This window comes from Variovorax sp. WS11 (assembly GCF_010499245.1).
Classification (GTDB): domain Bacteria; phylum Pseudomonadota; class Gammaproteobacteria; order Burkholderiales; family Burkholderiaceae_C; genus Variovorax.
Genome location: NZ_JAAGOW010000001.1, coordinates 1700881 through 1716156, shown reverse-complemented (window position 1 = coordinate 1716156; position 15276 = coordinate 1700881). Strand labels below are relative to the sequence as shown.

Annotated in this window: 14 protein-coding genes; 12 read left to right on the top strand and 2 right to left on the bottom strand. The window is 69.5% G+C overall.

Going from position 1 to position 15276, the window contains the following annotated elements:
• Positions 1-26 precede the first annotated feature (26 nt).
• Entirely contained in the window at positions 27-719 is a 693-nt protein-coding gene (locus tag GXN78_RS08670) for an HAD family phosphatase (RefSeq protein WP_106557683.1), read from the top strand.
• A gap of 27 nt (positions 720-746) precedes the next feature.
• Here the strand turns inward: GXN78_RS08670 and GXN78_RS08665 are convergent, their stop codons facing one another.
• Positions 747-944 (bottom strand): hypothetical protein, encoded by a 198-nt coding sequence (locus tag GXN78_RS08665; protein ID WP_106557684.1) that lies wholly within the window; start codon positions 942-944, stop codon positions 747-749.
• 74 nt (positions 945-1018) lie between these two features.
• Complete coding sequence (locus tag GXN78_RS08660) at positions 1019-2083, bottom strand: AraC family transcriptional regulator (protein ID WP_106557685.1); 1065 nt, start codon at positions 2081-2083, stop codon at positions 1019-1021.
• Between the two features lie 134 nt (positions 2084-2217).
• Here GXN78_RS08660 and GXN78_RS08655 point away from each other — a divergent pair, with 134 nt between their 5' ends.
• The 11 genes from GXN78_RS08655 to GXN78_RS08605 all read left to right on the top strand — a co-directional run bounded on the left by GXN78_RS08655 (position 2218) and on the right by GXN78_RS08605 (position 15269).
• Positions 2218-3390 (top strand): isovaleryl-CoA dehydrogenase, encoded by a 1173-nt coding sequence (locus GXN78_RS08655; protein WP_106557686.1) that lies wholly within the window; start codon positions 2218-2220, stop codon positions 3388-3390.
• A 29-nt stretch (positions 3391-3419) separates the two neighbouring features.
• Positions 3420-5123 carry an AMP-binding protein gene (locus tag GXN78_RS08650; RefSeq protein WP_106557687.1) on the top strand — a complete coding sequence of 568 codons (1704 nt, stop codon included), beginning with the start codon at positions 3420-3422 and terminating at the stop codon, positions 5121-5123.
• Complete coding sequence (locus GXN78_RS08645) at positions 5120-6733, top strand: carboxyl transferase domain-containing protein (RefSeq protein WP_106557688.1); 1614 nt, start codon at positions 5120-5122, stop codon at positions 6731-6733. The genes GXN78_RS08650 and GXN78_RS08645 overlap by 4 nt, the downstream gene beginning before the upstream one ends.
• Positions 6734-6749: 16 nt before the next feature.
• Positions 6750-7259, top strand: a complete 510-nt coding sequence (locus tag GXN78_RS08640) for a DinB family protein (protein WP_106557689.1) — start codon at positions 6750-6752, stop codon at positions 7257-7259.
• Entirely contained in the window at positions 7256-8044 is a 789-nt protein-coding gene (locus GXN78_RS08635) for an enoyl-CoA hydratase/isomerase family protein (RefSeq protein ID WP_106557690.1), read from the top strand. The genes GXN78_RS08640 and GXN78_RS08635 overlap by 4 nt, the downstream gene beginning before the upstream one ends.
• An 18-nt stretch (positions 8045-8062) precedes the next feature.
• A complete protein-coding gene (locus GXN78_RS08630) occupies positions 8063-8725 on the top strand; it encodes a DUF4126 domain-containing protein (RefSeq protein ID WP_106557691.1) in 663 nt (220 codons plus the stop codon).
• A gap of 184 nt (positions 8726-8909) precedes the next feature.
• Positions 8910-10301 (top strand): adenosylmethionine--8-amino-7-oxononanoate transaminase, encoded by a 1392-nt coding sequence (locus GXN78_RS08625; protein ID WP_106557692.1) that lies wholly within the window; start codon positions 8910-8912, stop codon positions 10299-10301.
• Positions 10285-11517 (top strand): 8-amino-7-oxononanoate synthase, encoded by a 1233-nt coding sequence (gene bioF, locus GXN78_RS08620; protein WP_106557693.1) that lies wholly within the window; start codon positions 10285-10287, stop codon positions 11515-11517. The genes GXN78_RS08625 and bioF overlap by 17 nt, the downstream gene beginning before the upstream one ends.
• Positions 11514-12212, top strand: coding sequence for a dethiobiotin synthase (bioD, locus tag GXN78_RS08615; protein WP_181360575.1), 699 nt, complete (start codon positions 11514-11516; stop codon positions 12210-12212). The genes bioF and bioD overlap by 4 nt, the downstream gene beginning before the upstream one ends.
• Before the next feature lie 26 nt (positions 12213-12238).
• Positions 12239-13240: a biotin synthase BioB gene (gene bioB, locus GXN78_RS08610; RefSeq protein WP_106557694.1), complete on the top strand. Its 1002-nt coding sequence runs from the start codon at positions 12239-12241 to the stop codon at positions 13238-13240.
• Positions 13241-13271: 31 nt separating this feature from the next.
• Positions 13272-15269 (top strand): acetyl/propionyl/methylcrotonyl-CoA carboxylase subunit alpha, encoded by a 1998-nt coding sequence (locus tag GXN78_RS08605; protein ID WP_106557695.1) that lies wholly within the window; start codon positions 13272-13274, stop codon positions 15267-15269.
• Positions 15270-15276: the final 7 nt, after the last annotated feature.

The window sequence follows — 15276 nt, the reverse complement described above, 5'->3', positions numbered from 1 at the left end:
GGCGGGGCGGTTGATAGGATCGCCCCATGCCTTCCATCCCCTTCGACGCCGTCCTCTTCGATTGCGACGGCGTGCTCGTCGATTCCGAACCCATCACCAACCGCGTGCTCGCCGAGATGCTCGGCGAGCTCGGCTGGCAGCTCACGCTGGAGGAGGCGATGCGCACCTTCACCGGCAAGGCCGTCAAGGACGAGACGGCGCTGATCGAAACCATGACCGGCTTCACCGTCACCCCCGACTGGCTGGCCGAGTTCAGGGAGCGGCGCAATGCGGCGCTGGACCGCGAACTGGTCGAGATCGCCGGCGCGCCCGCCGCGGTGCGCAGCCTGCACGCGAGCACCGCCGGCCGCATCGCCTGTGCCTCGGGCGCCGATCGGTACAAGGTCCGGCTGCAGCTGGAGAAGATCGGCCTGCTCGACGCCTTCGAGGACCGCATCTTCAGCGGCCACGAAACGCCGCGCTCCAAGCCGGCGCCGGACGTCTATCTGGCCGCGGCGGCGGCCCTGGGCGTGGACCCGGCGCGCTGCGCGGTGGTGGAGGACACGGTGACCGGTGCCACGGCCGGTGTTGCTGCCGGCGCCACGGTTTTCGGCTACAGCCCCTCCGACCTGGGCCACAGCGGGCCCGAGGCGCTGCGTGCGGTGGGGGTGGCCCATGTGTTCGGCGACATGGCGGAACTGCCGGCTTTGCTGGCGGGGTGGCGCGGCGCTTCGGTCTGAGGGGGAGGGGAGGGAGCAAGACCGGGGTCAGTCGCGACGCTCGGTCGCGGCCTTGGCCAGCGCGGTCAGCGACTGGGTCATGGCTTGAGCGCGGGCGGACCAGAAACGGGCGATGAGCTGGCCGGCGTTCTTTTCGACGTTGGGGTGGATACACGAGCGCCCCGAAGTGGCGGCGAATTCGATCAGCGCCGCGTATTCGGAAGTGTCGGTGTCGGGAATGTGCATGCCTCGATCCTAGGGCGAGAAAGCGCGCCCGGAGTCCTCAGGAGGAGGGAGGGCCGGAGCAGCGCCGAACTTTGTCACGGATTGTCCTCGCCAGGCAAGCCATCCGTCGCGACTGTTGCGCCTGCGCGCCGGAATGCGCCGGGCGTCACGCCGGCCCAGGCCCGGAAGGCCCGCGAAAAACTTTTCTCATTGCGAAAACCCACCGCCAGCGCGATCTTCTTGATCGGCCGCTCGGTGCGGCGCAACTGCTCGGCCGCCTGCTCGTGGCGTACCGCGTCCTTGAGCTGCTGCAGCGAGACGCCTTCCTCCAGCAGCTGGCGGTGCAGCGTGCGGGCCGACACGTTCAGGATCTGCGCCAGCGACTCGGCCGTCGCCGCCTGCCGGCCATGGGCGCGCAGCAGCTCGCGCACGCGCTGGCCCAGCAGCCGGTCGCGCCGGTACTGCAGCACCGTCAGCGGCAGGGCGCGCCGCAGCATCGTCCGCAGCGCCTGCTCGTCGCGCCGCAGCGGCAGCGCCAGGTAGCGCTCGTCGAAGCTGTAGCTGGCGGCTTCGGCGCCGAAGTGGAGCTCGCCGCCGAACATCAGCGGATAGGCATCGCGATGCGGCGGCGCCTCGAAGGGAAAGCGGGCCGCGCGCAGCGACACCCGCGAATCGATGACCCAGGAGGCATAGCCGTGCAGGAAGCGCAGGTTGGAGACCAGGCAGAACTCGCGCAGCGCGCCGAGCGCCACACGCTCGCGGATCGCGACGGTGGCCACGCCGCCCGCCACCTTGAGCTCGAGGGCGATGTCCTCGGTCAGCAGCCGGTGGTGGCGGCACCAGCGCCGGATGGCCACGCCGAGGTCGGGCGAGCTCAGCGAGGCGCGGCACAGCATGCCGTAGGTGCCCCAGGGCAGGCGGCGGCTGAACCAGCCCAGTGCCTCGTCGTCGAGTTCCTGCATCGCGTAGCCCGACAGCGTTTCGAACTGGGCCGCGGTCACGCGGGCCTGCTCGTTCCCCAGGTCTTGCGGCGCAATCTGTGCCTGTGCCAACGCCCGGGAAGGGTCCTTTCCGTAGCGCTCGTAGCCCCGCACGATCGCTCTGACGAAGGCCATGGGCGTGGCGGCACGGCCGGCGGGCTTGAGGGGCGAGGAGCTCATGAAAGGGCGCGAAGCAGATGGCGCAATATGCAACCATTGTGACGCCAATTGCAACGGAGGCCGGCGTAAGCTGCGACTGCCCGCGCGGGATTTTTCCGGCGCACGAGTCGAACCCGCATCCAAGGAGACACCCCATGCATGATCCCGGCCTCAATTTCGACCTCGGCGAGACCATCGATTCGCTGCGCGACGCGGTGGCCGACTTCGCCGCCCACGAGATCGCGCCGCGCGCCGCCGAGATCGACCGCGAGAACCTCTTCCCCCACGACCTCTGGAAGAAGCTCGGCGAACTGGGCCTGCACGGCATGACGGTGAAGGAGGAATACGGCGGCACCGAGCTGGGCTACCTGGCGCACGTCGTGGCCATGGAGGAGGTGTCGCGGGCCTCGGCCTCGGTGGGCCTGTCCTACGGCGCGCATTCCAACCTCTGCGTCAACCAGATCCACCGCAACGGCAGCGAGGCGCAGAAGAAGAAGTACCTGCCCAAGCTCGTGAGCGGCGAGCACGTGGGCGCGCTGGCCATGAGCGAGCCCAACGCAGGCTCCGACGTGGTCAGCATGAAGCTGCGCGCCGAGAAGAAGGGCGACCGCTACGTGCTCAACGGCGGCAAGATGTGGATCACCAACGGCGGCGACGCCGACACCCTCGTCATCTACGCCAAGACCGAGCCCGAGATGGGCGCGCGGGGCATGACGGCCTTCATCGTCGAGAAGGGCTTCAAGGGCTTCTCGGCCGGCACCAAGCTCGACAAGCTGGGCATGCGCGGCTCCAACACCTTCCCGCTCTTCTTCGACAACTGCGAGGTGCCCGAGGAGAACGTGCTGGGTGGCGAGGGCATGGGTGCCAAGGTGCTGATGAGCGGCCTCGACTACGAGCGCGCGGTGCTCTCCGGCGGCCCGCTGGGCATCATGGCCGCCTGCATGGATGCGGTTCTGCCCTTCATCCACGAGCGCCAGCAGTTTGGCCAGAGCATCGGCGAGTTCCAGCTGATGCAGGGCAAGCTGGCCGACATGTATTCCACCTGGCAGGCCACCCGCGCCTACGTCTACGCGGTGGGCAAGGCCTGCGACCGCAAGGACCATGCGCGCACCTTCCGCAAGGACGCGGCCGGTGCCATTCTCTATTCGGCCGAGAAGGCGACCTGGATGGCCGGCGAGGCGATCCAGGCGCTGGGCGGCGTGGGCTACACCAAGGAATTTCCGGTCGAGCGGCTGTGGCGCGATGCCAAGCTGTACGAGATCGGGGCGGGGACGAGCGAGATCCGGCGCATGCTGATCGGCCGCGAACTGTTCGCTGAGACGGCCTAGGGTTGGACTTCATTCCCTCAGGAGACGATATGGCTTTGACTGAGAGCCTCGACCGCGGCCCCACCGATGTCCCGCTGATCGAGCAGACCATCGGCGACTTCTTCGACGACATGGCGCGGCGCCAGGGCGATCGCGATGCGCTGGTCAGCGCGCACGAGCAGCGGCGCCTGAGCTACCTCGAGTTGCAGCGCGAAGCCGACCGCCTCGCCAGCGCGCTGCTGGCGCTGGGCCTCGGCCCCGGCGACCGTGTCGGCATCTGGTCGCACAACAACGTGGCGTGGTTGCTGATGCAGCTCGCCACCGCCAAGGTCGGCATCGTCCTGGTCAACATCAACCCCGCCTACCGCACCTCCGAACTCGAATACGCGCTCAACAAGGTGCGCTGCAAGGCGCTGGTCACGATGCAGCGCTTCAAGACCAGCGACTACGTCGGCATGCTGCGCGAACTGGCGCCCGAGCTCGCGAGTGCCCAGCCCGGCGCGCTGCAGGCCGCCCGCCTGCCGCAGCTGCGCACGGTGGCCTGGATCGACAAGCCCGGCGAGGGCGAGGAACTGGCGGGCCTGATGCGCTTCTCTGCCCTGCTCGAGACGGGCAAGCCCGACGACCCGCGCGTGCCCGCGATCGCCAAGGCCCTGAAGGCCACCGACCCGGTCAACATCCAGTTCACCAGCGGCACCACCGGCTTCCCCAAGGGCGCGACGCTGACCCACCGCAACATCCTCAACAACGGCTTCTTCATCGGCGAGTGCATGAAGCTCACGCCCGAAGACCGGCTCTGCATCCCGGTGCCGCTCTACCACTGCTTCGGCATGGTGCTGGGCAACCTGGCCTGCCTCACGCATGGCGCCACCATCGTCTACCCCAACGACGGCTTCGACCCGCTGACCGTGATGCAGACCGTGCAAGCCGAGCGCTGCACCGGCCTGCACGGCGTGCCCACCATGTTCATCGCCGAGCTCGACCATCCGCGCTTCAAGGAGTTCGATCTCTCGACGCTGCGCACCGGCATCATGGCCGGCTCGCCCTGTCCCACCGAGGTGATGAAGCGAGTGGTCGACCAGATGCACCTCTCCGAGATCACCATCGCCTACGGCATGACCGAGACCAGCCCGGTGAGCTGCCAGAGCTCCACCGACACGCCACTTTCCAAGCGCGTCTCCACCGTTGGCAAGGTGCAGCCGCACCTCGAGATCAAGATCGTCGACCCCGAGACCGGCGCGATCGTCGCGCCCGGCGTCTCGGGTGAGTTCTGCACCCGCGGTTACTCGGTGATGCACGGTTACTGGGACGACGAGGAAAAGACCCGCGAGGCCATCGACGTCGAGGGCTGGATGCACACCGGCGACCTCGCCACCATGGACACCGAGGGCTACGTCAACATCGTCGGCCGCATCAAGGACCTGGTGATCCGCGGCGGCGAGAACATCTACCCGCGCGAGATCGAGGAGTTTCTCTACCGCCATCCGAAGATCCAGGACGTGCAGGTGGTCGGCCTGCCCGACAAGAAGTACGGCGAGGAGCTGTGCGCCTGGATCATCCCCAAGCCGGGCCAGGCCCTCACGGCCGACGAAGTGCGCGAGTTCTGCAAGGGCCAGATCGCGCACTACAAGGTCCCGCGCTACATCGAGTTCGTCAAGGAGTTCCCGATGACCGTGACCGGCAAGATCCAGAAGTTCAAGATCCGCGAGGCCATGAAGCAGCAGCTGGGCCTCGGAGAAGAAAAAACAGCATGAGCAAACTCGAAACCAAACTCAACGCACGCTCCGCCGAATTCCAGGCCAATGCCTCGGCCATGCGTGCCCTGGTCGACGACCTGCACGCGCAGTTCGCCAAGGTCGAGGCCGGCGGCGGCGAGGCCGCGCGCAGCAAGCACACCGCGCGGGGCAAGCTGCTGCCGCGCGACCGCGTGGCGCAACTGCTCGACCCGGGCACGCCCTTCCTCGAGATCGCGCCGCTCGCCGCCCATGCGATGTACCACGGCGCAGCGCCCGGCGCGGGCCTGATCGCCGGCATCGGCCGCGTGAGCGGGGTGGACTGCATGGTCGTGTGCAACGACGCCACCGTGAAGGGCGGCACCTACTACCCGATGACGGTCAAGAAGCACCTGCGTGCCCAGGAGATCGCCGAGCAGAACCGGCTGCCCTGCATCTACCTGGTGGACTCGGGCGGCGCCAACCTGCCGAACCAGGACGAGGTCTTCCCCGATCGCGATCACTTCGGCCGCATCTTCTACAACCAGGCCAACATGAGCGCCCAGGGCATCGCGCAGATCGCGGTGGTCATGGGCTCCTGCACGGCAGGCGGCGCCTACGTGCCGGCGATGAGCGACGAGTCGATCATCGTCAAGGAGCAGGGCACCATCTTCCTGGGCGGCCCGCCGCTGGTGAAGGCGGCCACCGGCGAGGTGGTGACGGCCGAGGACCTGGGCGGCGGCGACGTGCACACGCGGTTGTCGGGCGTGGCCGATCACCTGGCGCAGAACGATCTGCATGCGCTCGCGCTGGCTCGCACCGCCATCGAGAACCTCAACGCGAGGAGCAGCCAGGCCGCGGTCGGCGAACCCAAGGAGGTTCGCGCGCCGGCCTTCGCGCCGGAAGAGCTCTACGGCGTGATCCCCACCGACACCCGCAAGCCCTTCGACGTGCGCGAGATCATCGCCCGCATCGTCGACGGCAGCGAGTTCCACGAATTCAAGGCCCGCTTCGGCGCGACGCTCGTGTGCGGCTTCGCCGAGATCGAAGGCATGCCGGTGGGCATCGTGGCCAACAACGGCATCCTCTTTTCCGAGTCGGCGCAGAAGGGCGCGCATTTCATCGAGCTGTGCTGCCAGCGCAAGATCCCGCTCGTGTTCCTGCAGAACATCACCGGCTTCATGGTCGGGCGCAAGTACGAGAACGAGGGCATCGCGCGCCACGGCGCCAAGATGGTGACGGCCGTGGCCACCGCCAACGTGCCCAAGTTCACCATCATCATCGGCGGCAGCTTCGGCGCGGGCAACTACGGCATGTGCGGCCGCGCCTACTCGCCGCGCTTCCTCTGGATGTGGCCCAACGCGCGCATCAGCGTGATGGGCGGCGAGCAGGCCGCGAGCGTGCTGGCCACCGTCAAGCGCGACGGCATCGAGGCCAAGGGCGGGCAATGGAGCGCCGAGGAAGAAGAAGGCTTCAAGGCCCCGATCCGCCAGCAGTACGAGCAGCAGGGCCACCCCTATTACGCCACCGCGCGGCTGTGGGACGACGGCATCATCGACCCGGCCGACACGCGCCGCGTGCTGGCGCTGGGCCTGGCCGCGGCGCGCCACGCGCCCGTGCCCGAGCCGCGCTTCGGCATCTTCCGCATGTGACACCGAGGAGACGAGCATGTCCTTGCCGAACTACTTCGCGAGCCTGGGGCGCTACCACGTGTGGGCCACGAACAAGCTGCTCGCGTCCAACCTGAAGAACCTGTCGGACGCCGATTGGCGCCGCGATTGCGGCCTCTTCTTCCGCTCGGTGCACGGCACGCTCAACCACCTGCTGGTGGCCGACAACCTCTGGTACGCGCGCTTCGCCGAAGGCCGCTCCCCGCGCATCCCGCTCGACACCGAGCTGCACACCGACCGTGCGGCCGTGTGCGAGGCGCTGGCGCAGGCGGTCACGCGCTGGAGCCCCTGGCTCGCCACGCTCGCGCCCGAGCGCTACGACGGCGAGCTGGCCTACACGCGCAACAACGGCGAGCAGGTACGTATCCCCTTCGCGCCGGCACTCGGCCACGTGTTCAACCATGCGACCCACCATCGCGGCCAGGTCACGGCCGCGCTCACCGGCATGGTGCAGCCCGGGCCCGAGCTCGACTGGGTCTACCTTCTTCAACAGGAAGCAAAGCAATGAAGTTCACCACGCTGGAGCTCGTCCTCGAAGGCGCCGTCGCGCGCATCTGGCTTAACCGGCCCGAGCTGCGCAACGCCTTCGACGAAGTCGTCATTCACGAGCTGAGCGAGGCCTTCTCGCAGGCCGGCGCCGCGAGCGAGGTGCGCGTGATCGTGCTGGGCGCCCACGGCCCGGCCTTCTGCGCCGGCGCCAACCTCAACTGGATGCGCCGCGCGGCCGAGTTCACGCACGAGCAGAACCTCGCCGATGCGGGCGGCCTGGCCGAGATGCTGCGCACCATCCACGAGAGCCCGAAGCCGGTGATCGCGCGCGTGCAGGGCGACACGTATGCCGGTGGCATGGGGCTGGTGGCGGCCTGCGATGTCGCGGTGAGCGTGGACACGGCCTGGTACTGCCTGAGCGAAGTGAAGATCGGCCTGATCCCCGCGACCATCAGCCCCTACGTGCTGCGCGCCATGGGCACGCGCGCCGCGCAGCGCTATTTCCTCACCGGCGAGCGCTTCAGCGCGGCCGAGGCGCATCGCATCGGCTTCGTGCACGAGGTGGTGGCGGCCGATGCGCTCGATGCGAAGGTGGCCGAGATCGTGAAGGCCTTCACCGGCGCCAGCCCGGCGGCGGTGCGCGCCTGCAAGCAGCTGATCGCCGACGTCGCGGGCCGCGAGATCGACGATGCGCTCATCGAGAAGACCGTGCAGGGCATCGCGGACATCCGCGCCAGCGAGGAAGGCCGAGAAGGCGTTCAGGCCTTCCTGCAGAAGCGCAAGCCCTCCTGGATTTCCGGCTGAGCCCTTCGGCGCCGCACCATGGACACCCTCGACCTGCCTCAGTTGCTCGCCCTGTCCGCCGCCATCGGCTGGGCCAGCGGCGTGCGCCTGTACCTGGTCGTGCTGCTCACCGGCCTGGCCGGCTACCTGGGCTGGGTGCCCCTGCCGGGCGGGCTGCAACTGCTGGCGCATCCGGTGGTGATCGCGGCCAGCGGCTTCATGGTCTTCATCGAGTTCTTCGCCGACAAGATCCCCGGCCTCGACTCGCTCTGGGACATGGTGCACACGGTGATCCGCATTCCCGCGGGCGCCGCGCTGGCGGCCAGCGTGTTCGGGGCCGACCATGCGGTGATGGCGATCGTCGCCGCGCTGCTGGGCGGCAGCTTCGCGGCCACGGCGCATGTGGCCAAGGCCACCACGCGCGCCGCCATCAACACCTCGCCCGAGCCCTTCAGCAATGTGGGTGCTTCGCTGGTCGAGGACGGCCTGGTCCCGGCGGGGCTGTGGCTGGCGGTGGCGCATCCGCTCGTGTTCCTGCTGTTGTTCGTCGTGCTGCTGGCGCTCTCCGTCTGGCTGATCCGCAAGAGCTGGCGCTTCCTGCGCGCTCTCTTCGGTCGGCTGGCGCGCATCTTCAGCGGCCGCCCCGACCCCGGCGTGACGCCGGCCTTTCGCCTGAACAGGCGCGAGGACGGGCAGCTTTGATTTTTTTGTAACAGCACGGGCGGCAAGAAGCCGGACCGTTGCGCGACGTTGAGGCAAAGATGATTCGTACGGCAGCGAACGTCGCGCAAGCGGCGTGCATCTCGCAGGCAACCGCCGCATTGCGGCGCTGCGCCGCCCTGCCTACGATGCGCGGCCCTAGCCTTAACGAACGAGGAACATCCGCGTGCTGAGTCCTGCTTCTCCAACCCCACCCGCCGCATCGCGCAATGCCGACTGGCAGCAGCGCAGCCGGCGCCATGTGTGGCACCCCTGCACCCAGAGCATTCGCCTGGAGGCAGTGCCGCCGCTGCCGATCGCGCGCGGCGAAGGCGTCTGGCTGATCGACCATGACGGCCGCCGCTACCTGGACGCCACCAGCTCCTGGTGGGTCAACCTGTTCGGCCATGCGCACCCGGCCATCAATGCCGCGCTCAAGGAGCAGCTCGACACGCTGCCGCACGTGATGCTGGCGGGCTGCACGCATGCCCCGGCGGTCGAACTGGCCGAGCGTCTGTCCGCCCTGACCGGCGGCGCGCTGGGCCACTGCTTCTATGCCTCCGACGGCGCCTCGGCGGTGGAGATCGCGCTGAAGATGAGCTTCCATGCCTGGCGCAATGCGGGCCGGGGCGGCAAGCGCCGCTTCGTGGCGCTGCGCCAGGGCTACCACGGCGAGACCCTGGGCGCGCTGCATGTGACCGACGTCGCCGTCTTCCGCGATGCCTATGCGCCGCTCTTGGGCGAAGCGCATCTGGTGCCTTCGCCCGACGCACGCGGCGCGCTGCCGGGCGAAGACGCCACCGCCGTCGCGCGCCGTGAGGCCGATGCCCTCGGCGCGCTCCTCGCCGAGCAGCACGACAGCATCGCCGCCGTGATCGTCGAGCCGCTGGTGCAGTGCGCCGCCGGCATGGCGATGCACGACCCCGAGTACCTGCGCCTCGTGCGCGCCCTGTGCGACCGCTACGGCGTGCACCTGATCGCCGACGAGATAGCAGTGGGCTGCGGACGCACCGGCAGCTTCTTCGCCTGCGAGCAGGCCGGCATCTGGCCCGACTTCCTGTGCCTGTCCAAGGGCATCAGCGGCGGCTACCTGCCGCTGGCGCTGGTGATGGCGCGCGAGGCCATCTACCAGGGCTTCGTCGATGCCGACGTGGCACGCAGCTTTCTGCATTCGCATTCCTACACGGGCAATGCGCTGGCCTGTCGCGCGGCGCTGGCCACACTCGAGCTGTTCGAGCGCGAAGACGTGCTGAACCGCAATCGCGCCCGGGCTGCGCGCATCCTGCAGCGGTTGCAGCAAGGGCTGGGCACACGCCCGGTCGCGCACCTGCGCCAGCGCGGCATGATCTCCGCCTTCGACGTGCGCGAGCCCGGCGAGCGTTTCGCCGAGCGCTTTCATCTGGCCGCGCGCGACCAGGGCCTGCTGATGCGCCCGATCGGCGGCACCGTCTACCTGATGCCGCCCTACGCCATCGCCGACCACGAGATCGATCGCCTTGTCGAGGGCACGCTCGCCACCCTGGACGCGGTCGCCGCGCCGCATGCTGCCCGGGAGGTCCGCGATGTCGCGCTTGCTTGACCGCCTCCAGCACGAGATCGCGACGCTGGACGCGCAGGCTCTGCGCCGCCGCCGGCTGATCGCCGAGACGCCCTGCGCGCCCGAGCAGCTTCTCACGCTGGCTGGCGCCGCGGCGCCGCGCAGCATGCTGGCCTTCAGCAGCAACGACTACCTCGGCCTGGCCGTGCATCCGGCCCTGGCGGCCGCGCTGGCCGAAGGCGCGTCGCGCTACGGCGCGGGCAGCGGCGGCTCGCACCTGATCCTTGGCCACTCGCGCGCGCATGCGCAGCTCGAGGAGCGCTTGGCCGGCTGGATGGCGCCGCACATCCCCGAGGCGCAGAGCCTGTTCTTCTGCACCGGCTACATGGCCAACCTCGCGGTGCTGTCCGCGCTCGGCGGCGCCGAGGCGGTGATCTTCTCGGAGACGCTCAACCATGCCTCGCTGATCGACGGCGCGCGCCTGGCCAAGGCGCGCGTCGAGCGCTATGCGCACTGCGACGTGCAGGCGCTCGATGCGCAGCTCGCGGCCTGCGATGCGCCGGTCAAGCTGATCGTCAGCGATGCCGTGTTCAGCATGGACGGCGACATCGCACCGGTGGCCGGGCTGCTGGCACTGGCCGAGCGCCACGATGCCTGGCTGGTGCTGGACGATGCGCATGGCTTCGGCGTGCTGGGCGCGCGAGGCCACGGCGTGCTGGAAGAGGCGGGTCTTCGCTCCGAGCGGCTCGTCCTCATCGGCACGCTCGGCAAGGCGGCCGGCGTGTCGGGCGCCTTCGTGGCCGCGCATCGCACCGTGATCGACTATCTGGTGCAGCGTGCGCGGCCCTACATCTTCACCACCGCCGCGCCGCCGGCCATCGCCCATGCGCTGCTCGCCAGCCTGGACCTGATCGAAGGCGAAGAGGGGGCACAGCGCCGAGCGCAGCTGCGCGCCCGCATTGCCCAACTGCGCGCGGGCCTGCAGCGCGTGCTGCCCGCCGACGGCAGCGCCTGGCTGGCGGATTCGCCGACCGCGATCCAGCCGCTGATCGTGGGCGACAACGCGCGCGCGATGCGGCTGTCGGCGCAGCTCGACGGCCTTGGGCTGCGGGTCGGCGCGATCCGGCCGCCCACCGTGCCGGCCGGCACGGCGCGGCTGCGCATCGCGCTGTCGGCCAGCCATGGCGAAGGCGACGTCGCGCGATTGGTCGATGCGCTGGGGCAGGTGCTGGCGCAGCCGTGGAAGGAGGCCGCATGACGATGCACTGCTTCGTCACCGGCACCGACACCGGCGTGGGCAAGACGCTGGTCAGCAGCGCCATGCTGTCGTCGTTGGCGGCGTCGGGCCTGCGCGCAGTCGGCATGAAGCCGGTGGCCGCAGGCCTGGACCTCATCGACGGCACTTGGCGCAACGACGACGTCGAGCGGCTGCAGGCCGCCGGCAATGTCGAAGCCCCGCTCGCACTGCGCTGCCCCTACCTGCTGCGCGCCCCGATGGCACCGCACCTGGCGGCACGGGAAGAGGGCGTGCACATCGCGCTGCAACCCCTGCTGTCGGCCTACGCGCAGCTCGCACGGCAGGCCGATGCGGTGGTCGTCGAAGGCGTGGGCGGCTTTCGCGTGCCGCTGGCCGACGACTTCGACAGCGCCGATCTCGCTTTGGCCCTGGGGCTGCCCGTGGTGCTCGTGGTGGGGCTGCGGCTCGGCTGCCTCAACCATGCGCTGCTCACGGCCGAGGCGATCCGCGCGCGCGGCCTCGTGCTCGCCGGCTGGGTCGGCAGCGCCATCGATCCGCGCATGCTGGCCCTCGACGACAACCTGCAGACCCTGCGCGCGCGCCTGGATGCGCCGCTGCTCGGCGTGGTGCCGCATCTGGCCTCGCCCGAGGCGGCCCTCGCTGCGCGCCATCTCGACCTGCGCGCGCTGCGCAGCACCGCGGCGCTGGCCGCCTGAACCGGACACAGGAACTCTTCTTTCTCATGGAACACAGCATCAGCTTCATCGACCGCAAGGCTACGGCCTCGCAGCAGCACGCCCTTCCTGCCGGCGCCGAGTGGCGTGTCGACAGCATCGCGGCCCTCTTCGAGCTGCCCTTCAACGACCTGCTGTTCCGCGCGCAGCAGGTGCATCGCGCGAACTTCGACGCCAACACCGTGCAGCTCTCCACCCTGCTGTCGATCAAGACCGGCGGCTGCGAGGAGGACTGCGGCTACTGCCCGCAGAGCGCGCACCACGACACCGGCCTGAAGGCCGACAAGCTGATGGCGCTCGACGACGTGCTCGCCGCCGCCCAGGCCGCGAAGGACCACGGCGCCACCCGCTTCTGCATGGGCGCGGCCTGGCGCAGCCCGAAGGAACGGCATCTGGAGCCCGTCATCGAGATGGTGCGCGGCGTCAAGGCGCTCGGTTTGGAGACCTGCGTGACCCTCGGCATGCTCGAGGCCGAGCAGGCGCAGCGGCTGGCGGACGCGGGCCTGGACTACTACAACCACAACCTCGACAGCGCCCCCGAGTTCTACGACAAGATCATCACGACCCGGACCTACCAGGACCGCCTCGACACCCTGGGCCACGTGCGCGACGCGGGCCTGCATGTGTGCTGCGGCGGCATTGTCGGCATGGGCGAATCGCGGCTGGAGCGTGCCGGCCTGATCGCGCAGCTGGCCAACCTCGACCCGTACCCCGAGTCGGTGCCCATCAACAACCTGGTGCAGGTCGAGGGCACGCCGCTGGCCGGCACCGAGCCGCTCGACCCCTTCGAATTCGTGCGCACCATCGCCGTCGCCCGCATCACCATGCCGAAGAGCATGGTGCGCCTGTCGGCCGGGCGCGAGCAGATGGACGAGGCGCTGCAGTCGCTGTGCTTCCTCGCCGGTGCCAATTCGATCTTCTATGGCGATCGCCTGCTGACCACTGCCAACCCGCAAGCCGCGAAGGACCGCGCGCTGCTGGAGCGGCTCGGGATGCGAAGCGACGCCTGAACCCCACCCCCCAAGAAGGAAAGCCGAGCCCATGTTCAACAAGATCCTGATCGCCAACCGCGGGGAGATTGCCTGCCGCGTCGCCGCCACCGCGCGCCGCATGGCCATCCGCACGGTCGCCGTCTACTCCGACGCCGACGCGCACGCCAACCATGTGCGCGCCTGCGACGAGTCGGTGTACCTGGGCGGCAGCGCACCCAAGGACAGCTACCTGCGCTGGGAGAAGATCCTGGAGGCTGCCAAGGCCACCGGCGCGCAGGCGGTGCATCCGGGCTACGGCTTCCTGAGCGAGAACGAAGACTTCGCCCGCGCCTGCGCCGAGGCCGGCCTGGTCTTCATCGGCCCGCCGCCGTCCGCCATCCAGGCCATGGGCCTGAAGGCCGAGTCCAAGCAACTGATGGAGAAGGCCGGCGTGCCGCTGGTGCCCGGCTACCACGGCAAGGACCAGGACCCGGCGCTGCTGGCGCGCGAGGCCGAGCGCATCGGCTACCCGGTGCTGATCAAGGCCAGCGCCGGCGGCGGCGGCAAGGGCATGCGGGTGGTCGAGAAGCACGCCGACTTCGCCGCTGCGCTCGCCTCCTGCCAGCGCGAGGCCATCAACAGTTTCGGCGACGACGCGGTGCTGGTCGAGAAGTACGTGCAGCGACCGCGCCACATCGAGATCCAGGTCTTCGGCGACACGCAGGGCAACTACGTCTACCTGTTCGAGCGCGACTGTTCGGTGCAGCGGCGTCACCAGAAGGTGCTGGAGGAAGCGCCGGCGCCGGGCATGACGGAGGCCATGCGCCGCGAGATGGGGGAGGCGGCGGTGGCGGCGGCGCGCGCGGTGAAGTACGTGGGCGCGGGCACGGTGGAGTTCATCGTCGAGCAGCGCAATGACGGCTCCATGAACTTTTTCTTCATGGAGATGAACACGCGCCTGCAGGTGGAGCATCCGGTGACCGAGGCGATCACCGGCCTGGACCTGGTCGAGTGGCAACTGCGCGTGGCCTCCGGCGAGCCGCTGCCCCTGAAGCAGGAGCAGCTGCAGATCAACGGCCATGCCATCGAGGCGCGTATCTGCGCCGAGAACCCTGACAACAATTTCCTGCCTGCCACCGGCCAGCTCCGCGTCTACCGCAAGCCCAACGCCACGGCCTTCCAGCGCAGCCGCGTGCGCATCGACGACGGCGTGCGCGAGGGCGATCCGATCTCGCCCTTCTACGACTCGATGATCGCCAAGCTGATCGTGCACGGCACGACGCGCGAAGAGGCGCTGGCACGGCTCGACCAGGCGCTGGCGCAGATGCACATCGTGGGTGTCGCGACCAACGTGCAATTCCTCCGGGGCATCCTGCGCACCGACTCGTTCGCCCATGCCAAGCTCGACACCGCGCTGATCGAGCGCGAGCGCGCGGTGCTCTTCGACCGGGAGCCGCTGGGTCTGCCGCTGGCAGCGGCGTCTTCCATCGTGCGCACGTTGATCGCCGAGCGGTCTTCGGCCGCGCCCTCGGAGCCCTACGCGCGCCGCGACGGCTGGCGCGGCTTCGGCGAGTACCAGCGCCGCTTCGACTTCGAGTTCCGCGGCGAGGCGCAGCAGGCGCTCCTGAGCTACCGGCGCGACGGCAGCCTGTGGCTGCAGGTCGGCGGCGTCGAAGGCGCGCTCGCGACCGGCGAGTTCCCCACGGGCGAGATCGAGCTGCAGTTCAACGGCCTGCGGCGCACGCTGAACGTCTACGAGGAAGGCGCCACGACCCATGTCTTCGCGCCCGAGGGCGCGACCCGCATCGTGGCGCTGGACCGCATGGCCCATGCCGGCGACACGCACGCCGATGCGGGCCGCCTCACCGCGCCCATGCCGGGCAAGGTGGTGTCCTTCGCCGTCAAGGCCGGCGACAAGGTCAGCCGCGGCCAGGCGCTGGCCGTGATGGAGGCCATGAAGATGGAGCACACCATCGCGGCGCCGGCGGACGGCACCGTGGAGGAGCTGCTGTACGTGCCCGGCGACCAGGTGGCCGAGGGCGCAGAGCTGCTGCGCATTGCGGCTTAAGCTTGCG

What these genes read in the sequence shown, in the direction of transcription:
- GXN78_RS08655 (WP_106557686.1), top strand. Translation starts at nt 2,218, where the DNA reads ATGCATGATCCCGGCCTCAATTTCGACCTCGGCGAGACCATCGATTCG.
- GXN78_RS08650 (WP_106557687.1), top strand. Translation starts at nt 3,420, where the DNA reads ATGGCTTTGACTGAGAGCCTCGACCGCGGCCCCACCGATGTCCCGCTG.
- bioD (WP_181360575.1), top strand. Translation starts at nt 11,514, where the DNA reads ATGACGATGCACTGCTTCGTCACCGGCACCGACACCGGCGTGGGCAAG.
- GXN78_RS08640 (WP_106557689.1), top strand. Translation starts at nt 6,750, where the DNA reads ATGTCCTTGCCGAACTACTTCGCGAGCCTGGGGCGCTACCACGTGTGG.
- GXN78_RS08635 (WP_106557690.1), top strand. Translation starts at nt 7,256, where the DNA reads ATGAAGTTCACCACGCTGGAGCTCGTCCTCGAAGGCGCCGTCGCGCGC.
- bioB (WP_106557694.1), top strand. Translation starts at nt 12,239, where the DNA reads ATGGAACACAGCATCAGCTTCATCGACCGCAAGGCTACGGCCTCGCAG.
- GXN78_RS08670 (WP_106557683.1), top strand. Translation starts at nt 27, where the DNA reads ATGCCTTCCATCCCCTTCGACGCCGTCCTCTTCGATTGCGACGGCGTG.
- GXN78_RS08645 (WP_106557688.1), top strand. Translation starts at nt 5,120, where the DNA reads ATGAGCAAACTCGAAACCAAACTCAACGCACGCTCCGCCGAATTCCAG.
- bioF (WP_106557693.1), top strand. Translation starts at nt 10,285, where the DNA reads ATGTCGCGCTTGCTTGACCGCCTCCAGCACGAGATCGCGACGCTGGAC.
- GXN78_RS08605 (WP_106557695.1), top strand. Translation starts at nt 13,272, where the DNA reads ATGTTCAACAAGATCCTGATCGCCAACCGCGGGGAGATTGCCTGCCGC.
- GXN78_RS08630 (WP_106557691.1), top strand. Translation starts at nt 8,063, where the DNA reads ATGGACACCCTCGACCTGCCTCAGTTGCTCGCCCTGTCCGCCGCCATC.
- GXN78_RS08660 (WP_106557685.1), bottom strand. Translation starts at nt 2,083, where the DNA reads ATGAGCTCCTCGCCCCTCAAGCCCGCCGGCCGTGCCGCCACGCCCATG.
- GXN78_RS08665 (WP_106557684.1), bottom strand. Translation starts at nt 944, where the DNA reads ATGCACATTCCCGACACCGACACTTCCGAATACGCGGCGCTGATCGAA.